A 17836-nucleotide genomic window follows, 5' to 3' on the forward strand; every position below is an offset into this window, starting at 1 on the left:
GGAGTTCGTTGCAGATACGCAGGTCGTGCCTCGTCAGAGATTGAGTCCGCGACCGATGATTTCCTTCATGATCTCGGTGGTCCCGCCATAGATGGTCTGGACACGAGAATCCATGTACGCCTTCGCGATCGGATACTCCTTCATGTACCCGTAGCCGCCGTGCAGCTGCAGACACCGGTCGATCAGCCGGACCTGCGCCTCGGTGGTCCACCACTTGGCCATCGCCGCTTCCTGCACCGACAGCTTCTCGTCGTTGAGCAGTTCGATGAACTTGTCGACGAGGACCCGGACGGCCGTCGCCTCCGTGGCGAGTTCGGCGAGTACGAAGCGCGTGTTCTGGAAGCTGCCGATCGACTTTCCGAAGGCCTTCCGGTCGCGGCAGTACTGGATCGTCATGTCCAGCGCCGATTCCATTGCGGCGGCGGCCACCACGGCGATCGACAACCGCTCCTGCGGGAGGTTCTTCATCAGGTAGAGGAAGCCCATGCCTTCCTCACCGAGGAGGTTGGTGGCGGGGACGCGTACGTCGGTGAAGCTCAACTCCGCGGTGTCCTGTGCCTTCATCCCGATCTTGTCGAGGTTGCGGCCGCGTTCGAAGCCCGGCATGTCCCGTTCGACCACCAGGAGGCTGAATCCCTGCGCTCCCTTGTCGGGATCGGTACATGCGACGACGATCACGAGGTCGGCGTTGATGCCGTTGGTGATGAAGGTCTTGGAACCGTTGAGAACCCAGTCGTTGCCGTCGCGTACGGCGCGCGTCTTGATGCCCTGCAGGTCGCTGCCGGTCCCCGGTTCGGTCATCGCGATCGCCGTGATCAGCTCACCCGACGCGAAGCCGGGCAGCCACCGCCGCTTCTGCTCGTCGTTGCTCAGTTCGAGCAGGTACGGTGCGACGACGTCGTTGTGCAGGGTGAAGCCGATGCCGCTGTACCCGCCACGTGTCGTCTCCTCGGTGATGATCGCGTTGTACCGGAAGTCGCGCACGCCGCCGCCGCCGAATTCCTCCGGCACGGCCATGCCGAGGAAGCCCTGCTTTCCGGCCTCCACCCACAGGCTGCGGTCGACGATGTTCTGCTCTTCCCACTTGGCGTGGTTCGGCTCGGCGTGCTGTGCGAGAAACTTGCGGTACGACTCCCGGAACAGTTCGTGCTCCGGTTCGAACAGGGTGCGCTCCACGCCGACTCCTCGTATCAACTGTCTGTTACGTCTCGTTCGAGATACGTCTGGTTCGACGGTAGAGGCGAGGAAGTACGGGGTGAATGACCCAGGTGATCGGGATTCGTGACCCATCCGGTCACCGGTGTCAGCGCTTGCGGAACCCCGCGAGCCAGCGCATCACCGGGTAGGCGACGAGGATGCCCACCGAACCCCACGCAATGCCGCCGAGTTCCACCGATCCGATCGTCAAAGTCAGGTCGCCGATGCCGGCGACGAGCGCGGCGGCGACCACGGTGAGATTCACGGGGTCGGTGAAGTCGACCTCGGCGTCCATCCAGATGCGCACACCGAGGACGCCGATCAGTCCGTACAGCACGAGAGTGGCGCCGCCGATGACACCGTTAGGCACGGTGAACACGAGGGCTCCGAACTTCGGTGAGAACGCGAGAACCACGGCCGTGGCGGCCGCGACCCAGTAGGCAGCGGTGGAGTACACCCGCGTCGCGGCCATCACGCCGATGTTCTCGGCGTAGGTGGTGGTGCCGGACCCGCCACCGAACCCGGCGAGGGTGGTGGCCAGTCCGTCCGCGACGAGCGCATTGCCGGCGACGTCGTCGAGGGACCGACCCGTCATGGCCGACACCGCCTTGACGTGGCCGACGTTCTCGGCGATCAGGACGATCACCACCGGCAGGGTCAGCGCGATCACGGACCATTCGAACGTCGGTCCCCGCAGTTCGGGCACACCGAACCAGGCCGCGTCCCGCAGTGCCGTCACCCGCTCCTCCGCGAGACCGCCGATCACGGCGGCGAACACCCAGCCGACGACGACGCCGACGAGGATGCCGAGGCGGCCCAGCAACCCCGGGCCGAGGACGGTCACGAGCAGGATCGCGAGCAGGGTGACCCCGGCGATCAGTGGTTGTGACTCGAACGAATCCACCGCGGTGGGTGCGAGATTGAGCCCGATCAGCGCCACCACGGCGCCGGTGACGACCGGCGGCATCACCGCGTCGATGACCCGCGACCCGGCCAGTTTCACCGCGACACCGATGACGAGCAGCAGCAGACCTGCGGCCGCGACACCGCCGAGTTGCGCTGCGGGACCGGAACTCTGCGACGCCGTCAGCGGCGCGATGAATGCGAACGACGACCCCAGGTAGCTGGGGATGCGTCCGCGTGTGATGAGCAGGAACAGGGCCGTCCCGATACCCGAGAACAGCAGGGTCGTGGTGACCGGGAACCCGGTGATCGTCGGCACCAGGAGGGTGGCGCCGAACATCGCGATGACGTGCTGCATCCCGATTCCGACTGTGCGCGGCCAGGTGAGGCGCTCGCCGGGAGCGACCACCTCGCCCTCGCTGATCCGCCTGCCGTCGCCGTGCAGCGTCCACCCGAACGCGCGCGTGGTAGCGGACGGGCCGTCAGAGCCGCCGACCGGACCGTCGGGGGCGTCTGTTTCTCTTTTCGTCACAGTTCGCCAATAGTAGGCACGATCTGGGAGTTTCGCGCCGCCGGGACCGGATCCACCGATTCGGCGACATTCACCCCGCGCGCTCGATTGCCTACTCGTTCGCTCCACGGCAACAGTCGTGCGTAAACCGACAAGACACCGACGTTCCGATCGACGCATGATGAGTGACGTCGCTCACACAGCGGTGGCCGATTCGAGTGGCCGCCCGCCGGATCCCAGCGATACTGCGCGATGCCGCGCTGCTGCGTACTCGACCCACAGGAGACGAACATCATGGCCATTGACTTCACGTTGACCCCACAGCAGCGTGAGCTCCAACTCTCGGCCCGCGATTTCGCCGGTAAGGCATTGGCAGACGTCGGCAAGACGATTCGCCATCTGCCCACGGCCGAAGAGAGATTCCTCGCCACCCGCCCTGCCTACGAAGACGTTGTCGCACAGGGGTGGCTTCGCAAGGTTACCCTCTCCGCCCGCGGGCGGAGAGGGTAACGGGATGGTCGACCTGGCGTTGATCGCCGAGGAGTTCTACGCAGTCGATGCGAACGTGTCGCTGACGCTGTTCGCCTCACTACTCGGGCTGCTCCCCGTCCTCAACGCCGGCAGCCCCGACCAAGTCCAGCAGACATTGCGCCCCTTCCTGTCCGGCACCGGCGCCCCGCTCGCCGCCTTCTGCCACAGCGAGCCGGGCGGGATCGCCAACTTCGACGAACCTGTGCCGGCTGAAGGGACCCGCACCACCGCGGTACTCGACGGCGATCAGTGGGTGATCAACGGCGCGAAGCAATGGATCAGCAGCGCAACCGGCTGGGACTCGAAGGGCGCGGACATTCTCACGGTGGTGTGCCGCACCGATCCAAATCCCCAGACCCGAGCGGCCGCCGACCACTCGCTGTCCGTCCTTCTCGTGCCTACACCCGACCATGGCTTCGTATCCGACGAGAACTTCGAGACGATGGGCCACCGAGGGCATCTCACCCCGCGCTTCCACTTCGAAAATGTTCGGGTTCCGCGCGAGAACGTCCTCGGCGAGGTCGGCGGCGGCAAGGCCTTGGTCGAGGCGAGTTTCGCCGGCACCGCTGCCCTCGTCGGAATCTTCGGCGTGGGACTCATGCGTTCAGCCTTCGACTTCACCCTCGCGTTCGCCAAGCGTGAGCGGCGCGCCGGCCGGGTGCCGATAATCGAACATCAGGCGGTCGGGTATGCGCTCGCCGACGCGAAGATCGCGATCGAGACCGCCCGGTACCTGAGCTGGAAGGCCTGCAATGCTCTCGACCACGAACTGCCCAGTGCCCTCGAACTGGCTGTGCAGGCGAAGATCTACGGCTCCGAGACCGCGGTGAAGGTCATCACCGACCTCATGCGCGTCGTCGGTATCGACAGTTACAACCACAACCTGCCTCTCGCAGGGCTCCTGCAAGACGCGATCGTGCTGCCGCTGTTCGACGGCGGAAATATGGGAGTTCGCCGGCGCCAGCTCCACAGCCTGCTCGCGTCACCGGACTACGACTCACTCGACACAGTGACGACCTGAGAGCTGGGCTCGAGGACGGAATTCCTCGAGCCCATCGGGCGGTGAGTGGCCGGAATCCGGCGGTCGACTACGCGCCCAACACTCGTACCGCCGCGGCCCGCGCCTCCGCGGGATCGCTCGTGGCGAGCACGTCCTCGGCGGCCCGGCGGCAGTCGTCCAGCGTGACCGATCCCACCTTCGCCCCCACACCGGACACGGCGGCGCCCGCGCAGGACAGCGACGTGACACCGAGTCCGATCAGGACGCAGGCGAGCAGCGGGTCGGCGGCAGCCTCGCCGCAGACGCCGACCGGTTTGCCCGCCGCGACGCCGGCCTCGGCCGTGCGCGCGACGAGCGCGAGAACGGCCGGCTGCCAGGGGTCGGTGAGCGACGCCAGATCGGACGACATCCGGTCGGCGGCCATCGTGTACTGCGCGAGGTCGTTCGTGCCGATGGACAGGAAGTCGACGTGACGCAGGAGGCGGTCAGCTAGTAGCGCCGCGGCAGGCACCTCGACCATGACCCCGGGCACGAGACCGCGGGCGCGGACCTGGGCCGCGAACGATTCAGCCTCGGCGGGAGTCGAAATCATCGGCGCCATCACCCACGGCTGCGACTGCGTCTGCTTCGCCGCGGCGGCGACGGCGTCGAGTTGCCTGCTGAGGATGCCCGGGTTCTGTTCGGCGATGCGGATGCCGCGGACCCCGAGCGCGGGGTTCGCCTCGTCGGCGTGGTTGGCGAAGCGCAGCGGCTTGTCCGATCCCGCGTCGAGGGTCCGGATCACCACTTTCCGGCCCGCGAACGCGTCGAGCACCTCGCCGTAGATCTCGGCCTGCTCATCGACGCCGGGCTCGGAATCGCGGTCCAGGAAGCACAACTCGGTGCGGAACAGTCCGACGCCCTCGGCGGCGGTCCCGGACGCCGACCGCGCCCCGGCCCCGTCCTGCACGTTGGCCAGAATCGAGACGGCGTGCCCGTCGCTGGTGCGGCCCGGCCCTTCCCAGGACTGGATGCGAAGCCGTTCGGCGCGCCCGTGCTCCACGGCTGCGCGGGCCTCGACGGGGTCCGGTTCCATCACGAGTTCGCCCGCCGAGCCGTCGAGGAGGACGGGGGTGCCCGAGACGACGGATTCGAGATCACGCACCGCGACGACACACGGGATGCCCAGCTGCCGCGAGATGATCGCGGTGTGGCTCGTCGGGCCGCCGAGAACCGTCACGAGTCCGACGATCAGCTCGGGATCGAGACCGGCGGTGTCGGCGGGCGCGAGGTCCTGGGCGCAGAGGATCGACGGGGTCGTGGGCACGGGGATGCCCGGCTCGGGCAGGCCGAGGAGTTCGGAGACGACGCGGTCGCGGATGTCGCGCAGGTCGGTCACGCGTTCGGCCATCAGCCCACCCATCTTGGTGAACAGGGTGACGAACTGCTCGGTGGCCTCCGCTGCCGCCTCCCCGGCCGGGGTTCCGCCGGCGATCAGCTTCTGCGCCGCACCGAGCCAGCCGCGGTCTGCGGCCATCGCCGCGTTCGCCTGCAGCACCTCTGCCGCGGCGCCGGAGACGCTCGCCGCGCGGTCGCGGAGTCGCTGCGACACCACGGCGGCCGCTTCCTCGAAGCGGACCTTCTCCGCGTCGCGCGACGCCTCGTCGATCCGGGCGGATCCGGGTGCGACCTCCGGCCGCGGGGCCGGCCAGATCACCGGCGCGTAGGCAATGCCCGGTACCACCGGCGTACCTCGCACGATTTCACGGTCTTCGGTCATCGGGTCCTCCTGGCCGGCTCGTTCTGTCGTCACACAATCGGAAATGCGAATCGACTATGTGACGGAGATTACTCTCAACTCTTGACATGTCAACACACTCGGGCGTAAAACAACATGACACAACATTTCGTGTGATGCAGACCATAACGGATCTCGTCACCGAACACTTCATCGACGAGAACAGGAACGGGGTCACGGTGTATCCGGAAGAACGCCAGCAAGCGGTCACCACGCTGATCTCGCAGCGGGGGCGCATGTCGGTCGCCGACCTCTCCGACACCTTCGGCGTCACCACCGAGACCGTGCGCCGCGACCTCGCGCTGCTCGAACGCCTCGGCCACATCCGTCGCGTGCACGGCGGCGCGGTCCCTGCCGGTTCCCTCACCGTCACCGAACCCGGCATGACGGAGCGCGATCACACCCGCGCCGAGCAGAAGGATCGGATCGCCAAGCGCGCCGCCGCCTACCTGCCGCCGTCCGGTGGCAGCGTGCTGTTCGACGCGGGAACCACCACCGGGCGCATCATCCCGGAACTGCCGTCCGATCTGGACCTCACCGTGATCACCAACTCGGTGCCGATCGCGGCCCGGCTCGCCGGACTCAATTCCGTGACCCTCCACATGCTCGGCGGCCGGGTCCGCGGGATCACGCAGGCCGCCGTCGGCGAGGAGGCGCTGCGCATCCTCGACGTCCTCCGCGTCGACGTCGCGTTCATCGGCACCAATGCGCTCAGCGTCGGCCACGGCCTGTCCACACCGGACACCGAGGAGGCCGCCGTGAAGCGTGCGATGGTCCGCTGCGCCAATCACGTCGTAGTGGTCGCCGACTCGTCGAAGGTCGGCCGTGAGCACCTCGTGAGCTTCGCCCCCATCCACAGCGTCGACATCCTCGTCACCGACGCCGACATCACGCCCGCAGACCGAGCCCACTTCCACGACCAGGGAATCGAGGTGGTGATCGCATGATCGTCACGCTGACCGCCAATCCGAGCATCGACCGCACCGTCAACCTGCTCGGGCGCCTCGAACGGGGAACCGTCCTGCGCGCAGCCGCGACCCACAGCGACCCGGGAGGCAAGGGCGTCAACGTCGCCCGCGCGCTCACGTCCGCCGGCGTCAACGCAGTTGCGGTGCTGCCCGGCAACGCGGGCGACCCCCTGCTCACCGCCCTGTCCGAGCACGGGATCGAGCACGTGACCGTGGCGACGTCCGGTTCGGCACGCACGAACATCACCATCACCGAACCCGACGGCACCACCACCAAGATCAACGAACCCGGTGTCACGATGTCGGCCGGATCCCTCGCCGATCTGCAGTCGGAGATCATCGAACGCGGGTCCCGGGCCGAATGGGTGGTGCTGTCCGGTTCCCTACCCCCGGGCATCCCCACCGACTGGTACGCCACGCTCGTCGAGGCGCTGCGTTCGGCCTCGTGCCGGGTCGCCGTCGACACCTCGGACGCCCCGCTGCTCGCACTCGCGGACCGGTTCCCGGCGGCCTGCCCCGACCTCGTGAAACCGAACAGCGAGGAACTCGCGCAACTCACCGGCGCCGACGGGCACCTGCTCGAGGAGTCCGCGCTGCGGGGAGACCCGACGGCCACCGCCCACGCGGGCAGGCAACTCGTGGACCGTGGGGTCGAAGCCGTCCTCGCCACGCTCGGCGCCGCGGGCGCCGTTCTCGTGACGGAGGCCGGCGCCTGGTGGGCCACGCCACCACCGATCGTCGCCCGCAGCACCGTCGGCGCCGGCGACTCCTCGCTGGCGGGCTACCTGGCAGCGCAGATCTCCGGCGCGTCGCCCGCGGACTGCCTCCGATCCGCCGTTGCCTACGGCAGCGCGGCGGCCGCCCTCCCGGGCACCACCCTGCCGACCCCCGAACACGTCGACATCGACGCCGTCACCGTCACCGCCCTCAGCTCCCCCGCCCCCGATCCGGCCTGAACCAGAAGGAAACACCATGTCTCACTCGACACCCGACCGCGATTCGGGGCCGCAGATCATCAGCGAAGATCTGATCTCCCTGGACACCGACCTCGGAGCCTCCAAGGAGGACGTGATCTCCGCGCTCTCCCAGCGTCTCGCGGACGCCGGTCGCGCCACCGAAGCGGACGCTCTCCGCGATGCCGCGCTGGCGCGTGAATCACAATCGGCGACAGGACTTCCCGGCGGGATCGCGATCCCGCACTGCCGCTCGGAGGCCGTCGTGGCGGCGTCTCTCGGATTCGCCCGGCTCGCCCCGAAGGTCGACTTCGGCGCCCCCGACGGACCCGCCGATCTGGTGTTCCTCATCGCCGCACCCGAGGGTGCGGGCGCGGAGCACATGAAGCTGCTGTCCTCGCTCGCCCGGGCGCTGGTACGCCCGGCCTTCGTCGGCGCCCTGCGTGATGCGAAGACCCCCGCCGAGATCGTCACCCTGGTCAACGACGTCCTGGCCCCCGCGCCCGCCGCCGCACCTGCTGCCGCGACGGCCACTGCAGCACCCGCCGCCGCTGCGGCCGCGGCTGCTGCCCCGGCTCCGGCAACGACGCCCGAACCGGTCGCCCCGGAGAAGGAACCGGAGCCCGAGGCGGGGCCGAAGCACATCGTCGCGGTCACGGCCTGCCCGACCGGCATCGCCCACACGTACATGGCGGCCGACTCGCTCGTCGCCGCCGGCGAACGCGCGGGCGTCGTCGTTCACGTGGAGACGCAGGGTTCGAGCGGAAGTACACCGCTGGCACCCGGAGTGATCGCGGGCGCGTCCGCCGTCATCTTCGCCACCGACGTCGGGGTGAAGGGCAAGGAGCGCTTCGCAGGCAAGCCGGTGGTGGCGTCGGGCGTCAAGCGCGCGATCAACGAACCCGACACCATGATCACCGAGGCGCTGCGCGCGGGCATGAACCCGTCCGCGGCGACCGTGGACGCGGGGAGCGCGGGCAGTGCCGCGGACGAGCCGGCCGGGTCGGTCGGCTGGGGCACCCACCTGCGTCAGGTGCTGCTCACCGGTGTCAGTTACATGATCCCGTTCGTCGCCGCGGGTGGTCTGCTGATCGCCCTCGGGTTCCTGCTCGGCGGCTACGAGATCTCCGGTCCCGCGGAGGACATCGTCCTCAACAACTCCCTCGGCCAACTCCCCGACGGTGGCCTGACGACGTACCTGGGCGCCGTGCTGTTCCAGCTGGGTTCGCTGGCGTTCAGCTTCCTCGTCCCCGCGCTGGCCGGTTACATCGCCTTCGCGATCGCCGACCGGCCCGGCCTGGCGCCGGGCTTCACCGCGGGTGCGGTGGCGGTCTTCGTCGGCGGCGGATTCATCGGAGGCCTCGTCGGCGGTCTGATCGCCGGTATCGTCGCGCTGTGGATCAGCCGGATCCCGGTGCCGCAGTGGTTGCGCGGCCTGATGCCCGTGGTGATCATCCCGCTGTTCGCGACGCTGATCGTCGGCGCACTCATGTTCCTGGTCCTCGGCCGACCGCTCGCCGCGATCACGAACGGCCTGACGGACTGGCTCAACGGACTGTCCGGCAGCTCCGTCATCTTCCTCGGCATCATCCTCGGACTGATGATGTGCTTCGACCTCGGAGGCCCGGTCAACAAGGCCGCATACGCGTTCGCGGTGGCCGGCCTCAACGTCAACGACCCCGCCTCGCTGCGGATCATGGCGGCCGTGATGGCTGCGGGCATGGTCCCGCCGCTGGCGATGGCCCTCGCATCGACCGTCCTGCGTCCCAGCCTGTTCAGCGAGGCGGAACGGGAGAACGGCAAGGCGGCCTGGCTCCTCGGCTCGGCGTTCATCTCGGAAGGCGCCATTCCGTTCGCCGCCGCCGACCCGCTGCGCGTCATCCCCTCGATGATGGCCGGCGGCGCCGTCACCGGCGCCCTGATCATGGCGTTCGACGTCACCCTCAGCGCACCGCACGGCGGAATCTTCGTCTTCTTCGCCATCGGCAACCTGCTGTGGTTCCTGGTGTCGCTGGCCGCCGGTGTCGTCGTCGCCGCCCTGTGCGTCGTCGGTGCGAAGGAATTCATCAAGCCCGGCGCGTCCGACGCCGAACTCGACCCCGACGTTGCGACAGTCGCAGCGTAAGAGAAACAGATCGACCCGCTCGACCCGCACCAACCCCACCGACAGAGGAGAGAGTCCATGCCCAGCACCACAGTCGCCGTCGGTTCGTCCATCGGCCTGCACGCCCGTCCCGCCGCCGTCATCGCCGAAGCGGTTGCCGCCGCCGGTGTGCCCGTCACGCTGGCCGTGGCGGACAGTGAACCCGTGGACGCCGGTTCCGCACTGCTCATCATGACGCTCGGCGCCACCAAGGGCACCGACGTCACCGTGACCAGCGACGACGCCGACGCCGTCGAGAAGGTCGCGCAGCTCGTGGCGGCCGATCTCGACGCCTGACCGGTACCCGGCCCGTCAGCTGGTGAGCCCCAGCTGACGGCCGGTCCAGTCCATCTCGCGTTCGAGTGCCGCACTCCAGGTGGCGCCCTCGTGGCCACCGGGAAGCTCGTAGTACCGCACGTTCAGACCGGCCGCCCGCGCGGCAGCGAACATCCGCTGCTGCTGCGGGCGGTATTCGTCGTCGGCGGCCCCGGCCACGAACACCCCGGTCAACTCCGGGAACTGTCGTGTCTTCAGCACGTCAGCCGGATTGACCGCCGCGAACGCGTGCTCGTCGCCGCCGAATGTCGCCGCGACCGTCCCCGCGTGATCGCCGAGCGAGGGCTCGTCCTGACCGAGGAAATCGAGGAAGGTCGGGAAGATCCGCGGATAGTTCACCGCCAGCTGGATCGAGCAGGTCCCGCCGTAGGAGAATCCGCCGATCGCCCACTGTGCCGGATCGTGCGACACCTGCAGGGACGTCTCGATCCAGGCGGGCACGTCGCGGGCCACGTAGGTGGCGGCGTTGCCGAGCGCCGAATCGAGGCACAGCGGATTCGCGTCCTGCGAGCCCAGCGCGTCGATCACCACGACGACCGGTGCGAGTCCGTCGTGCCGTGCGGCATACGCGTCCACGGTGGATCCCAGTCGTCCGCTGCTGAACCAGTCCTGGGGCCGCCCCGGCTGTCCCGCGATCATCACCAGGACGGGGAGCACCGCCCGGGGCGACGTCAGGTACGCCGGCGGCAGGTACAGCACGGCCGGCCGGGCCGCGAATCCGGATTCGGTGCCCGGGATCTCCACTTCCGTCACCACACCGGAGCCGGGTGTGCGCACCGGACGTGTCCACGCCGAGTCCAGCGGGGTCCCCGACTGCACCGCGTCCTCGAACCCGGGGACGTCACCGAACGACACCGGCTGCACGCTCGTCGGTGGACGGTGCCCCACCAGCGAGCCGACGGTCGGGAAGACGCCGACCTCCGCGTTGACCTGGCCCACCGCCGCGGCCGCGGCTGCGGCAGCCGCGACAGCGATCACCCCGGCCCGCCGGACTCCGGGTTTCCGGAGCAGGAGCGCCGCGGCGAAGACGAGGATTCCGACGGCGAGCCAGATCCAGATGTACCCGGTGAGGGGTATCTGGTTGGGCAGCGGACGGTACGCCGCCCACACGGCGCCTCCGATCACGGCGGTCACGGGCACCGCGACCGCCGCTGCGCCGACGACCGGACGTCTGGCGGAACGAGTCACTGCGAGCAACACGACGAGGCCCACCATCACGGCCGCCGTCGACGCGGCCCGGGCGCGACCGTGCTGGAGCGACAGGTGGGCGATACGCGACAACAACTCGTGGGCCTGCACAGCGCACAGTATTCACACCGCGTCACCCACCGAAAGAATCAGGCTCGCAACATTTCTCGCAAATCAGACCTATCGGGCACGACGGCGGACGAGAGAGCCGGCGACCACGGCGAGCACGACCACGCCGCCGGCGACGCCGATCCCCCACGCCGTTCCCGGCGACTGCGTCGACGCCTCGTCCGAAACGGCCTGGGCACGGGCCTGATCCTGCACCCTCGACACCGCCCCGGGCAGCACCCGAATCGGTGGAACGGGTCCCTCCCGGGCCTCGGAGGCGATCAACAGGTCGCCGTTCTCTGTGAACGCGACCGACTCCCCCTGCGGCTGCTCCGGCACGTGGGCGCGCACGGCGGGTCCGGCCGCGAACGCCGCCGCCAGGTCGCCGTCCGGGGCGGAGAACAGGAACACATCGGAGTAGCTGCGCACGGCGGCGACGGTCCCGTCGGCGGACACGGCCCCGCCGGTGAACATCGTCGAATGCACGGCCGGGGCCGTGGTGCCGCTGCCGGTGGTCGCGTCGTCGACGCCGTTCGTCGCCGAGACGTCCAGCGTTCCGACCTTCTCCAGCGGGGTCGGGCCGGGGCTCGCGAGATCGCCCACGGCGACACCCCCGACGGGCCGGTACACGTTGCCCGCCCCGAACACTTCCTTCGTGACGATCAGCGGGGTGCCGTCGCGCTGGACGAGGACGGTCTCGGCATCGTGGGGGCCGTCCGGATACGTCAGCCGATGCAGTTCTCCCGCGCCCGTATCACGGTCCATCGCGATCAACGCCACCGTCTCGCGCCGGCGTCCGTTGTCGCCGGTGTCGGCCAGCCACAGCCGGCCGTCGGAGCCGGAGGCCATGTCCTCGACGTCGTACGGATCGACCGGCAGCGGAAGCCAGCGCTGTACGGCGCAGTTCCCGTCCATCACCGCGACCGCGCGGTCGGACCCGCTGTCGCCGACCGCGTAGAGCAGCCCGCCGGCCGACACGAGCCCCGACAGCTCCTCGAGCGAGGCCTCGTCCGGGGTGCCGACCGCGGAATCGTCGGGAGTGCACAGCGGACCGAACTCCGACGCGTCGACGGCGGTCTGGTCGCGGAAGAACGGCTCGGCGAATCCGGTTCCCGCCGCGGCGAGCGGTGCGCACGTCGCGAGCACGGCGACCGCCACGCGGGCGGACCACCGTGAGCGATCAGGCACTGCCGCTGTACTCGACCAGTGCCGACGCCAGCGCTTCGGGCACCCGCGCGTGGACGCGTGTGCCGTCCTCCTCGTGGGAGGAGTCGAGGATCTGACCGTCCGAGTGGATCCGGGCCATCAGATCGCCCCGGTTGTACGGGAGGAGAACGCTGACCTCGATCTCCGGGCGGACCAGGACGTCGCTCAGATGTGCACGCAACTCGGCGATGCCCTCCCCGGTCCGGGCGGAGACGAACGACGCACCGGGCAGCAGGCCACGCAGCTGGGTCAAGGTGACCGGGTCGGCGGCGTCGATCTTGTTCACCACGATGAGCTCGGGCGGTGCCGCGGCGTCGTTCTCCCGGATCACCTCGGTGATCACCTCGTGGACGGCCTTGATCTGATCCGTGGGCAGCGGATCGGAACCGTCGACGACGTGCAGCAGCAGATCCGCGTCCGTCACTTCCTCGAGCGTCGAGCGGAACGCCTCGATCAGCTGCGTCGGCAGATGCCGCACGAACCCGACGGTGTCGGTGAGGACGTATTCGCGGCCGTCGTCCAGCGCCGCCCGGCGGGTGGTGGGATCGAGGGTGGCGAACAGCGCGTTCTGTACCAGCACCCCGGACCCGGTCAACGCGTTGAGCAGGCTCGACTTGCCGGCGTTCGTGTAGCCGACGATCGCGATGGACGGGGTCTCGCTGCGCAGTCGCCTGGTGCGTTTGGTGTCGCGGGCGGCCTTCATGCCCTTGATCTCGCGACGCAGCTTGGCCATCCGCTCACGGATACGACGGCGGTCCGTCTCGATCTTGGTCTCACCGGGACCACGCAGACCCACGCCGCCGTTGCTTCCGGCGCGACCACCCGCCTGCCGGGACATCGATTCACCCCAGCCGCGCAGTCGGGGCAGCATGTATTCCATCTGGGCCAGCGCCACCTGCGCCTTGCCCTCCCTGGACGTGGCGTGCTGGGCGAAGATGTCGAGGATGAGGGCGGTCCGGTCGATGACCTTGACCTTGACGACCTTCTCCAGCGCGGTGAGCTGCGCGGGGGTGAGTTCACCGTCGCAGATGACGGTGTCGGCGCCGGTCGAGAGGACGACCTCGCGGAGTTCCTCGGCCTTGCCGGAACCGATGTAGGTGGCCGCGTCGGGTTTGTCCCGCCGCTGGACGAGGCCCTCGAGGACTTCCGATCCGGCGGTCTCGGCCAGTGCGGCGAGCTCGGCCATGCTGGATTCGGCCTGCGCCGCGGTTCCCTGGGTCCAGACACCGACGAGCACCACGCGTTCGAGGCGCAACTGCCGGTATTCGACTTCGGTGACGTCTGTGAGCTCGGTGGAGAGCCCGGCAACCCGGCGCAGCGCGCTGCGGTCCTCGAGTTGCATCTCGCCGACCGAAGGGCGCCCGTCGTCGTAGGCGAACTCAGTGGAGTCGGAGATCGGCGATTCTTCTGTGCGATGTGTTTTCGTCATACACCCTCATGATCCCACGGAATGTCGAGGGCGTGCACGTGCATTTCGCGCAGGGCGATCAGGCAAGGCCGTTCCACCAGTTGTCGTCGAGGCTCCCGGACGCCACCAGGACGGACGGTCCGCGCAACGTCGCCCGGCCCCCGGACAGCGCGACCGTGACCTGACCTCCGGGAATGCGGACATTCACCTCACCGGAATCGGCGCCGTCGAAGCGCAGCGCGGCGGTGGCCGCGGCCACCGTGCCGGTGCCGCACGACCGGGTCTCGCCGACCCCGCGCTCGTGCACCCGCATGTCCACGGCGCCGGAATCGATGCGGGTGAGGATCTCCACGTTGACGCCGTGCGGGAAGAAACCGGGATCGAAGCCGGGTGCGGCCGTCAGGTCGAGGGCCGACAGGGAGGCCGCCGTGAGATGCGCGTCGACACACGCCAGGTGCGGATTGCCGACGTCGATGCCGATGCCGTTGAACACTTTGCCGTCGATGGTCGCGGCGCTCGTTCCCAGATCCCGCACCACCCCCATGTCGACGGTGACCTCGCCGACGGAGCCGTCGGCCGAGTGCACGATCACCGGTTTGCCGCCGGCCCGGCTGCCGACCACGAACTCGTCGCGCGTCTCGAGGCCGGTCGACCGGAGGTAGTGGGCGAAGACGCGGACACCGTTGCCGCACATTTCCGCGATGGACCCGTCGGCGTTGCGGTAGTCCATGAACCAGTCGTCCTCGGACGTGCCGTCCGGGAGTTCGGCGAGCACGCCGGCAGCGGCCAGCGCACCGGCCTTGGCGACGCGCAGGATTCCGTCGGCGCCGAGTCCGCGCCTGCGATCGCACAGCGCCGTCACACGCGGGGCGGACAGATCGATGCGGACGTCGGGATCCGGGAGGACCACGAAGTCGTTCTCGGTGCCGTGTCCCTTGCTGAAATCCATGCGCACCACTCTAACCAACCGCCGAGGGAGTGCGGTTCATCTGCGCTGCCGCGGAGCGGTTCATCTGCGCTGCCGCGGAGCGGTTCATCTGCGCTGCCGCGGAGCGGTTCATCTGCGCTGCCGCGGAGCGGTTCATCTGCGCTGCCGCGGAGCGGTTCATCTGCGCTGCCGGGCGATTTCGTAGAGGGCGACGGCGCCGGCGGAGGGGGCACCGAGGGAACTGGCCGCGCCCCCGATCGGGATGTTGACGACCGTGTCGCAGGCGCCTCGCCACGCGGCGCTCATCCCGCGGGTCTCGTTGCCGATCACGAGCACGGTGCCGCCACCGAAGTCGTGGGCGTCGATGGTGACGGAACCGGTCTCGTCCGTCCCGACGATGTGCAGTTCGGTTCCGGACGCTCGCCGGGCGTCGCGGAACGCGAGGATCTCGTCGACGGAGGACACGGTGACGACGGGCATCGCGAAGAGCGATCCGGTGGAGGCGCGGACGCTCCGGGGGTCGAACGGGTCGGCGCCGTGGCCGACCACGACGACCGCGTCGGCGCCGAACGCGTTGGCGGAGCGGACGAGGGTGCCCAGATTTCCGGGCGAGGTGGGCCGGTCGAATACGACGATCAGGGGGACGGACTGCAGCCGCAGGTCCTTCAGTCGCGGGGCGCGGGTCTTCGCGACCGCGATCAGTTCCGGCGCGGTGTCGGTCTTCTCGCCGAGTTCGGCCATCAGTTCGGCGCTGACACCGATCTGTTCGACGGATCGGGTCGCGAGTAGTTCCCGCGCCCAGTCGGACAGCGGTGGGCCGTCGATGCGGTGCAGCAGCGATTCGATCGGCCAGTCGTGTTCCAGGGCGAGGTTGAGGGGGCGCACACCCTGGATCAGGAAGCGTCCCGCCTTCGTCCGTTTGGCACGGTTGGTGAGGTACGACTGCCATTGCTGGAAGCGGGCGTTGCGGGTGGTCACCAGCACGGACGAGGCCGGACGGTGCCGTGCGGACGGTGTTCGGCTCATCGTTCTCCCAGTGTTCGCGTCTCGTCGAGGGTGCGGATCGTGGCGTCCGCGAGGTCGGGGGTGTTTCCGTCGACCCAGTGGATGCGGGGGTCGCGGCGGAACCAGGACCGTTGCCTGCGCACGTAGCGCCGGGTGCCGATGAACGTGCGTTCCTCCGCCTCGGCCAGGTCGTATTCGCCGTCGAGCCAGGCGAGGACCTGTGCGTAGCCGATGGCCCGGGGCGCGGTGACGCCCTCCCGCAGTCCCACGTCGATCAGCCCGCGCACCTCGTCGACGAGTCCCTGTTCGAACATCAGCCGGGTGCGGAGCCGGATCCGGTCGTCGAGTGCGGCGGTGTCGCGGTCGACGCCGACGATGTGTGTGCCCCAGCGCGGTTCGCCGATGCGCGGGGCGGACGCCGCGAACGGCCTGCCCGTGATCTCGACGACTTCGAGGGCCCGGACCAGGCGCCTGCCGTCGGTGGGGAGGATCGACGCGGCGGCGTCGGGATCCACCCGGCTCAGCTCGGCGTGGACGGCCGCGACGCCCTTCTCGGCGAGGACGGCTTCCCACCGCGCCCGTACCGACGCGTCGGTGGCGGGGAAGCTCCACTCGTCGAGCAGCGACTGCACATACATCATCGATCCGCCGACGATGACCGGCACGGCGCCGCGGGCGGCGATCGCCTCCACGTCGCGGACCGCGGCCTGCTGATAGTTCGCGACAGTGGCCGTCTGCGTCACGTCGAGCACGTCGAGTTGGTGATGCGGAATTCCGCGGCGTTCGGCCGGGGCGAGTTTGGCGGTGCCGATGTCCATGCCCCGGTACAGCTGCATGGCGTCGATGTTGACGATTTCGCCGCCGAGGCGTTCCGCCAGGTCCAGCGCGAGATCCGACTTTCCGGTGGCGGTCGGTCCGACGACGGCGATCGGCACGGGTGAGGTCACGGACGCCACTCCCCCACGTGGTAGCCCACTCCGTAGGGCGCCGCGCTGTACAGCGTCCGGCAGGAGGCGGGCGCAGCGTCGAACACGCCGGCGAGGACCTGCCACGGGACGCGACCGCCGATGCCGAGGGCGGCGCATTCGGCGGGGTCGAGGGCGAGCAGCGCGTCCCGGTCGCCGGTGTCGAGGGCCGCGTCGACCCGGGCCTGCACGCCTTCCGCGCGGGGGTCGAACGCGCCCGGCGCCTTCGCGGTGAGGGTGTTCGCCCCGTCCGCGACGATCACCAGCCCGCGCGGCTCGGGGTCCCGGTCCAGAAACGCGCGCAATTCCGCGCCGTACGCGGCGCACTGCTGCGGCGACAGGTCGGCGGCGAGGATCCGCGCGTCGACGACGGCGTCCGGCGCGCACGCTCCCCGGATCCACCCGGCCGTCAGCGCCGCGAGCGGCAGGTCCGGGTCGGGTTCGCCGGCGGGACCGGGCCGCAGCGTGACCCGCACGTCGACGCCGTAGCCGCGGTAGGTGCCCTGAGCGTCGGCCGGCACCTCCACCGCGGTGGGCGCCGCGCCGATCGCCACCCATTCGGTGGCGATCGCGGACAATGCCTTCGCGGCCGCCTGGACCGCGTCCCGCAGCGGCGCCGTCTCCGCAGCGGCCGCCCCGGTCAGTTCGGGTACCAGCAACGGTGGGGACGGCACGAGGATGGCGGCGGTGAACACACAGTCACGCTAGT

The 17836-nt window shown here is 69.5% G+C and carries 16 protein-coding genes; 6 read left to right on the forward strand and 10 right to left on the reverse strand.

The window, feature by feature from the left end:
- Positions 1 to 33: 33 nt before the first annotated feature.
- Together BLV94_RS10570 and BLV94_RS10575 are read right to left on the reverse strand one after the other, a co-directional pair.
- On the reverse strand, positions 34 to 1176 hold the full coding sequence (locus BLV94_RS10570) for an acyl-CoA dehydrogenase family protein (protein WP_072942389.1): 1143 nt from the start codon (positions 1174 to 1176) through the stop codon (positions 34 to 36).
- Between the two features lie 127 nt (positions 1177 to 1303).
- Positions 1304 to 2632, reverse strand: coding sequence for a uracil-xanthine permease family protein (locus BLV94_RS10575; RefSeq protein WP_241031563.1), 1329 nt, complete (start codon positions 2630 to 2632; stop codon positions 1304 to 1306).
- Positions 2633 to 2905: 273 nt separating this feature from the next.
- Between BLV94_RS10575 and BLV94_RS49985 the strand changes: the two genes are divergently transcribed.
- Both BLV94_RS49985 and BLV94_RS10580 read left to right on the forward strand, forming a co-directional pair.
- Positions 2906 to 3121, forward strand: coding sequence for a hypothetical protein (locus BLV94_RS49985; RefSeq protein WP_208613750.1), 216 nt, complete (start codon positions 2906 to 2908; stop codon positions 3119 to 3121).
- A 4-nt stretch (positions 3122 to 3125) separates the two neighbouring features.
- The gene (locus BLV94_RS10580; protein ID WP_244163573.1) at positions 3126 to 4163 is read left to right on the forward strand and encodes an acyl-CoA dehydrogenase family protein; all 1038 of its coding nucleotides are present in this window, start codon (positions 3126 to 3128) and stop codon (positions 4161 to 4163) included.
- Between the two features lie 67 nt (positions 4164 to 4230).
- On the opposite strand, the gene ptsP is transcribed toward BLV94_RS10580, so the two are convergent.
- Positions 4231 to 5901 (reverse strand): phosphoenolpyruvate--protein phosphotransferase, encoded by a 1671-nt coding sequence (gene ptsP, locus BLV94_RS10585; protein WP_072942391.1) that lies wholly within the window; start codon positions 5899 to 5901, stop codon positions 4231 to 4233.
- A gap of 197 nt (positions 5902 to 6098) precedes the next feature.
- Here ptsP and BLV94_RS10590 point away from each other — a divergent pair, with 197 nt between their 5' ends.
- Genes BLV94_RS10590 through BLV94_RS10605 form a run of 4 tightly spaced genes read left to right on the forward strand, consistent with a single transcriptional unit; the run spans position 6099 to position 10280 of the window.
- A complete protein-coding gene (locus BLV94_RS10590) occupies positions 6099 to 6866 on the forward strand; it encodes a DeoR/GlpR family DNA-binding transcription regulator (RefSeq protein ID WP_072942464.1) in 768 nt (255 codons plus the stop codon).
- Complete coding sequence (gene pfkB / locus BLV94_RS10595; protein WP_072942393.1) at positions 6863 to 7843, forward strand: 1-phosphofructokinase; 981 nt, start codon at positions 6863 to 6865, stop codon at positions 7841 to 7843. Before BLV94_RS10590 ends, pfkB begins: the two co-directional genes overlap by 4 nt.
- A 16-nt stretch (positions 7844 to 7859) precedes the next feature.
- Positions 7860 to 9965, forward strand: coding sequence for a PTS fructose transporter subunit IIABC (locus BLV94_RS10600; RefSeq protein WP_072942395.1), 2106 nt, complete (start codon positions 7860 to 7862; stop codon positions 9963 to 9965).
- Positions 9966 to 10022: 57 nt separating this feature from the next.
- On the forward strand, positions 10023 to 10280 hold the full coding sequence (locus BLV94_RS10605) for an HPr family phosphocarrier protein (protein ID WP_005240765.1): 258 nt from the start codon (positions 10023 to 10025) through the stop codon (positions 10278 to 10280).
- A gap of 15 nt (positions 10281 to 10295) precedes the next feature.
- Here the strand turns inward: BLV94_RS10605 and BLV94_RS10610 are convergent, their stop codons facing one another.
- From BLV94_RS10610 to BLV94_RS10640, 7 genes are all read right to left on the reverse strand, one after another.
- Entirely contained in the window at positions 10296 to 11618 is a 1323-nt protein-coding gene (locus tag BLV94_RS10610) for an alpha/beta hydrolase (RefSeq protein ID WP_072942397.1), read from the reverse strand.
- 69 nt (positions 11619 to 11687) lie between these two features.
- Positions 11688 to 12803 carry a hypothetical protein gene (locus tag BLV94_RS10615; RefSeq protein ID WP_072942398.1) on the reverse strand — a complete coding sequence of 372 codons (1116 nt, stop codon included), beginning with the start codon at positions 12801 to 12803 and terminating at the stop codon, positions 11688 to 11690.
- Positions 12796 to 14250: a GTPase HflX gene (gene hflX, locus BLV94_RS10620; RefSeq protein WP_072942400.1), complete on the reverse strand. Its 1455-nt coding sequence runs from the start codon at positions 14248 to 14250 to the stop codon at positions 12796 to 12798. The genes BLV94_RS10615 and hflX overlap by 8 nt, the downstream gene beginning before the upstream one ends.
- 58 nt (positions 14251 to 14308) lie before the next feature.
- Positions 14309 to 15178 (reverse strand): diaminopimelate epimerase, encoded by an 870-nt coding sequence (gene dapF, locus BLV94_RS10625; RefSeq protein ID WP_072942465.1) that lies wholly within the window; start codon positions 15176 to 15178, stop codon positions 14309 to 14311.
- 156 nt (positions 15179 to 15334) lie between these two features.
- Positions 15335 to 16183, reverse strand: coding sequence for a TrmH family RNA methyltransferase (locus tag BLV94_RS10630; protein WP_072942402.1), 849 nt, complete (start codon positions 16181 to 16183; stop codon positions 15335 to 15337).
- Positions 16180 to 17109: a tRNA (adenosine(37)-N6)-dimethylallyltransferase MiaA gene (gene miaA / locus BLV94_RS10635; RefSeq protein WP_174705495.1), complete on the reverse strand. Its 930-nt coding sequence runs from the start codon at positions 17107 to 17109 to the stop codon at positions 16180 to 16182. The genes BLV94_RS10630 and miaA overlap by 4 nt, the downstream gene beginning before the upstream one ends.
- Positions 17106 to 17822 carry a class III extradiol dioxygenase subunit B-like domain-containing protein gene (locus BLV94_RS10640; protein ID WP_072942406.1) on the reverse strand — a complete coding sequence of 239 codons (717 nt, stop codon included), beginning with the start codon at positions 17820 to 17822 and terminating at the stop codon, positions 17106 to 17108. The genes miaA and BLV94_RS10640 overlap by 4 nt, the downstream gene beginning before the upstream one ends.
- Positions 17823 to 17836: the final 14 nt, after the last annotated feature.

Origin of the sequence: Rhodococcus koreensis (assembly GCF_900105905.1) — a bacterium.
Lineage (GTDB): Bacteria > Actinomycetota > Actinomycetes > Mycobacteriales > Mycobacteriaceae > Rhodococcus_F > Rhodococcus_F koreensis.

Coding starts and splice junctions, on each gene's coding strand:
- hflX (WP_072942400.1), bottom strand. CDS start 14,250: ATGACGAAAACACATCGCACAGAAGAATCGCCGATCTCCGACTCCACT.
- BLV94_RS49985 (WP_208613750.1), top strand. CDS start 2,906: ATGGCCATTGACTTCACGTTGACCCCACAGCAGCGTGAGCTCCAACTC.
- dapF (WP_072942465.1), bottom strand. CDS start 15,178: ATGGATTTCAGCAAGGGACACGGCACCGAGAACGACTTCGTGGTCCTC.
- ptsP (WP_072942391.1), bottom strand. CDS start 5,901: ATGACCGAAGACCGTGAAATCGTGCGAGGTACGCCGGTGGTACCGGGC.
- BLV94_RS10600 (WP_072942395.1), top strand. CDS start 7,860: ATGTCTCACTCGACACCCGACCGCGATTCGGGGCCGCAGATCATCAGC.
- pfkB (WP_072942393.1), top strand. CDS start 6,863: ATGATCGTCACGCTGACCGCCAATCCGAGCATCGACCGCACCGTCAAC.
- BLV94_RS10605 (WP_005240765.1), top strand. CDS start 10,023: ATGCCCAGCACCACAGTCGCCGTCGGTTCGTCCATCGGCCTGCACGCC.
- BLV94_RS10630 (WP_072942402.1), bottom strand. CDS start 16,183: ATGAGCCGAACACCGTCCGCACGGCACCGTCCGGCCTCGTCCGTGCTG.
- BLV94_RS10580 (WP_244163573.1), top strand. CDS start 3,126: ATGGTCGACCTGGCGTTGATCGCCGAGGAGTTCTACGCAGTCGATGCG.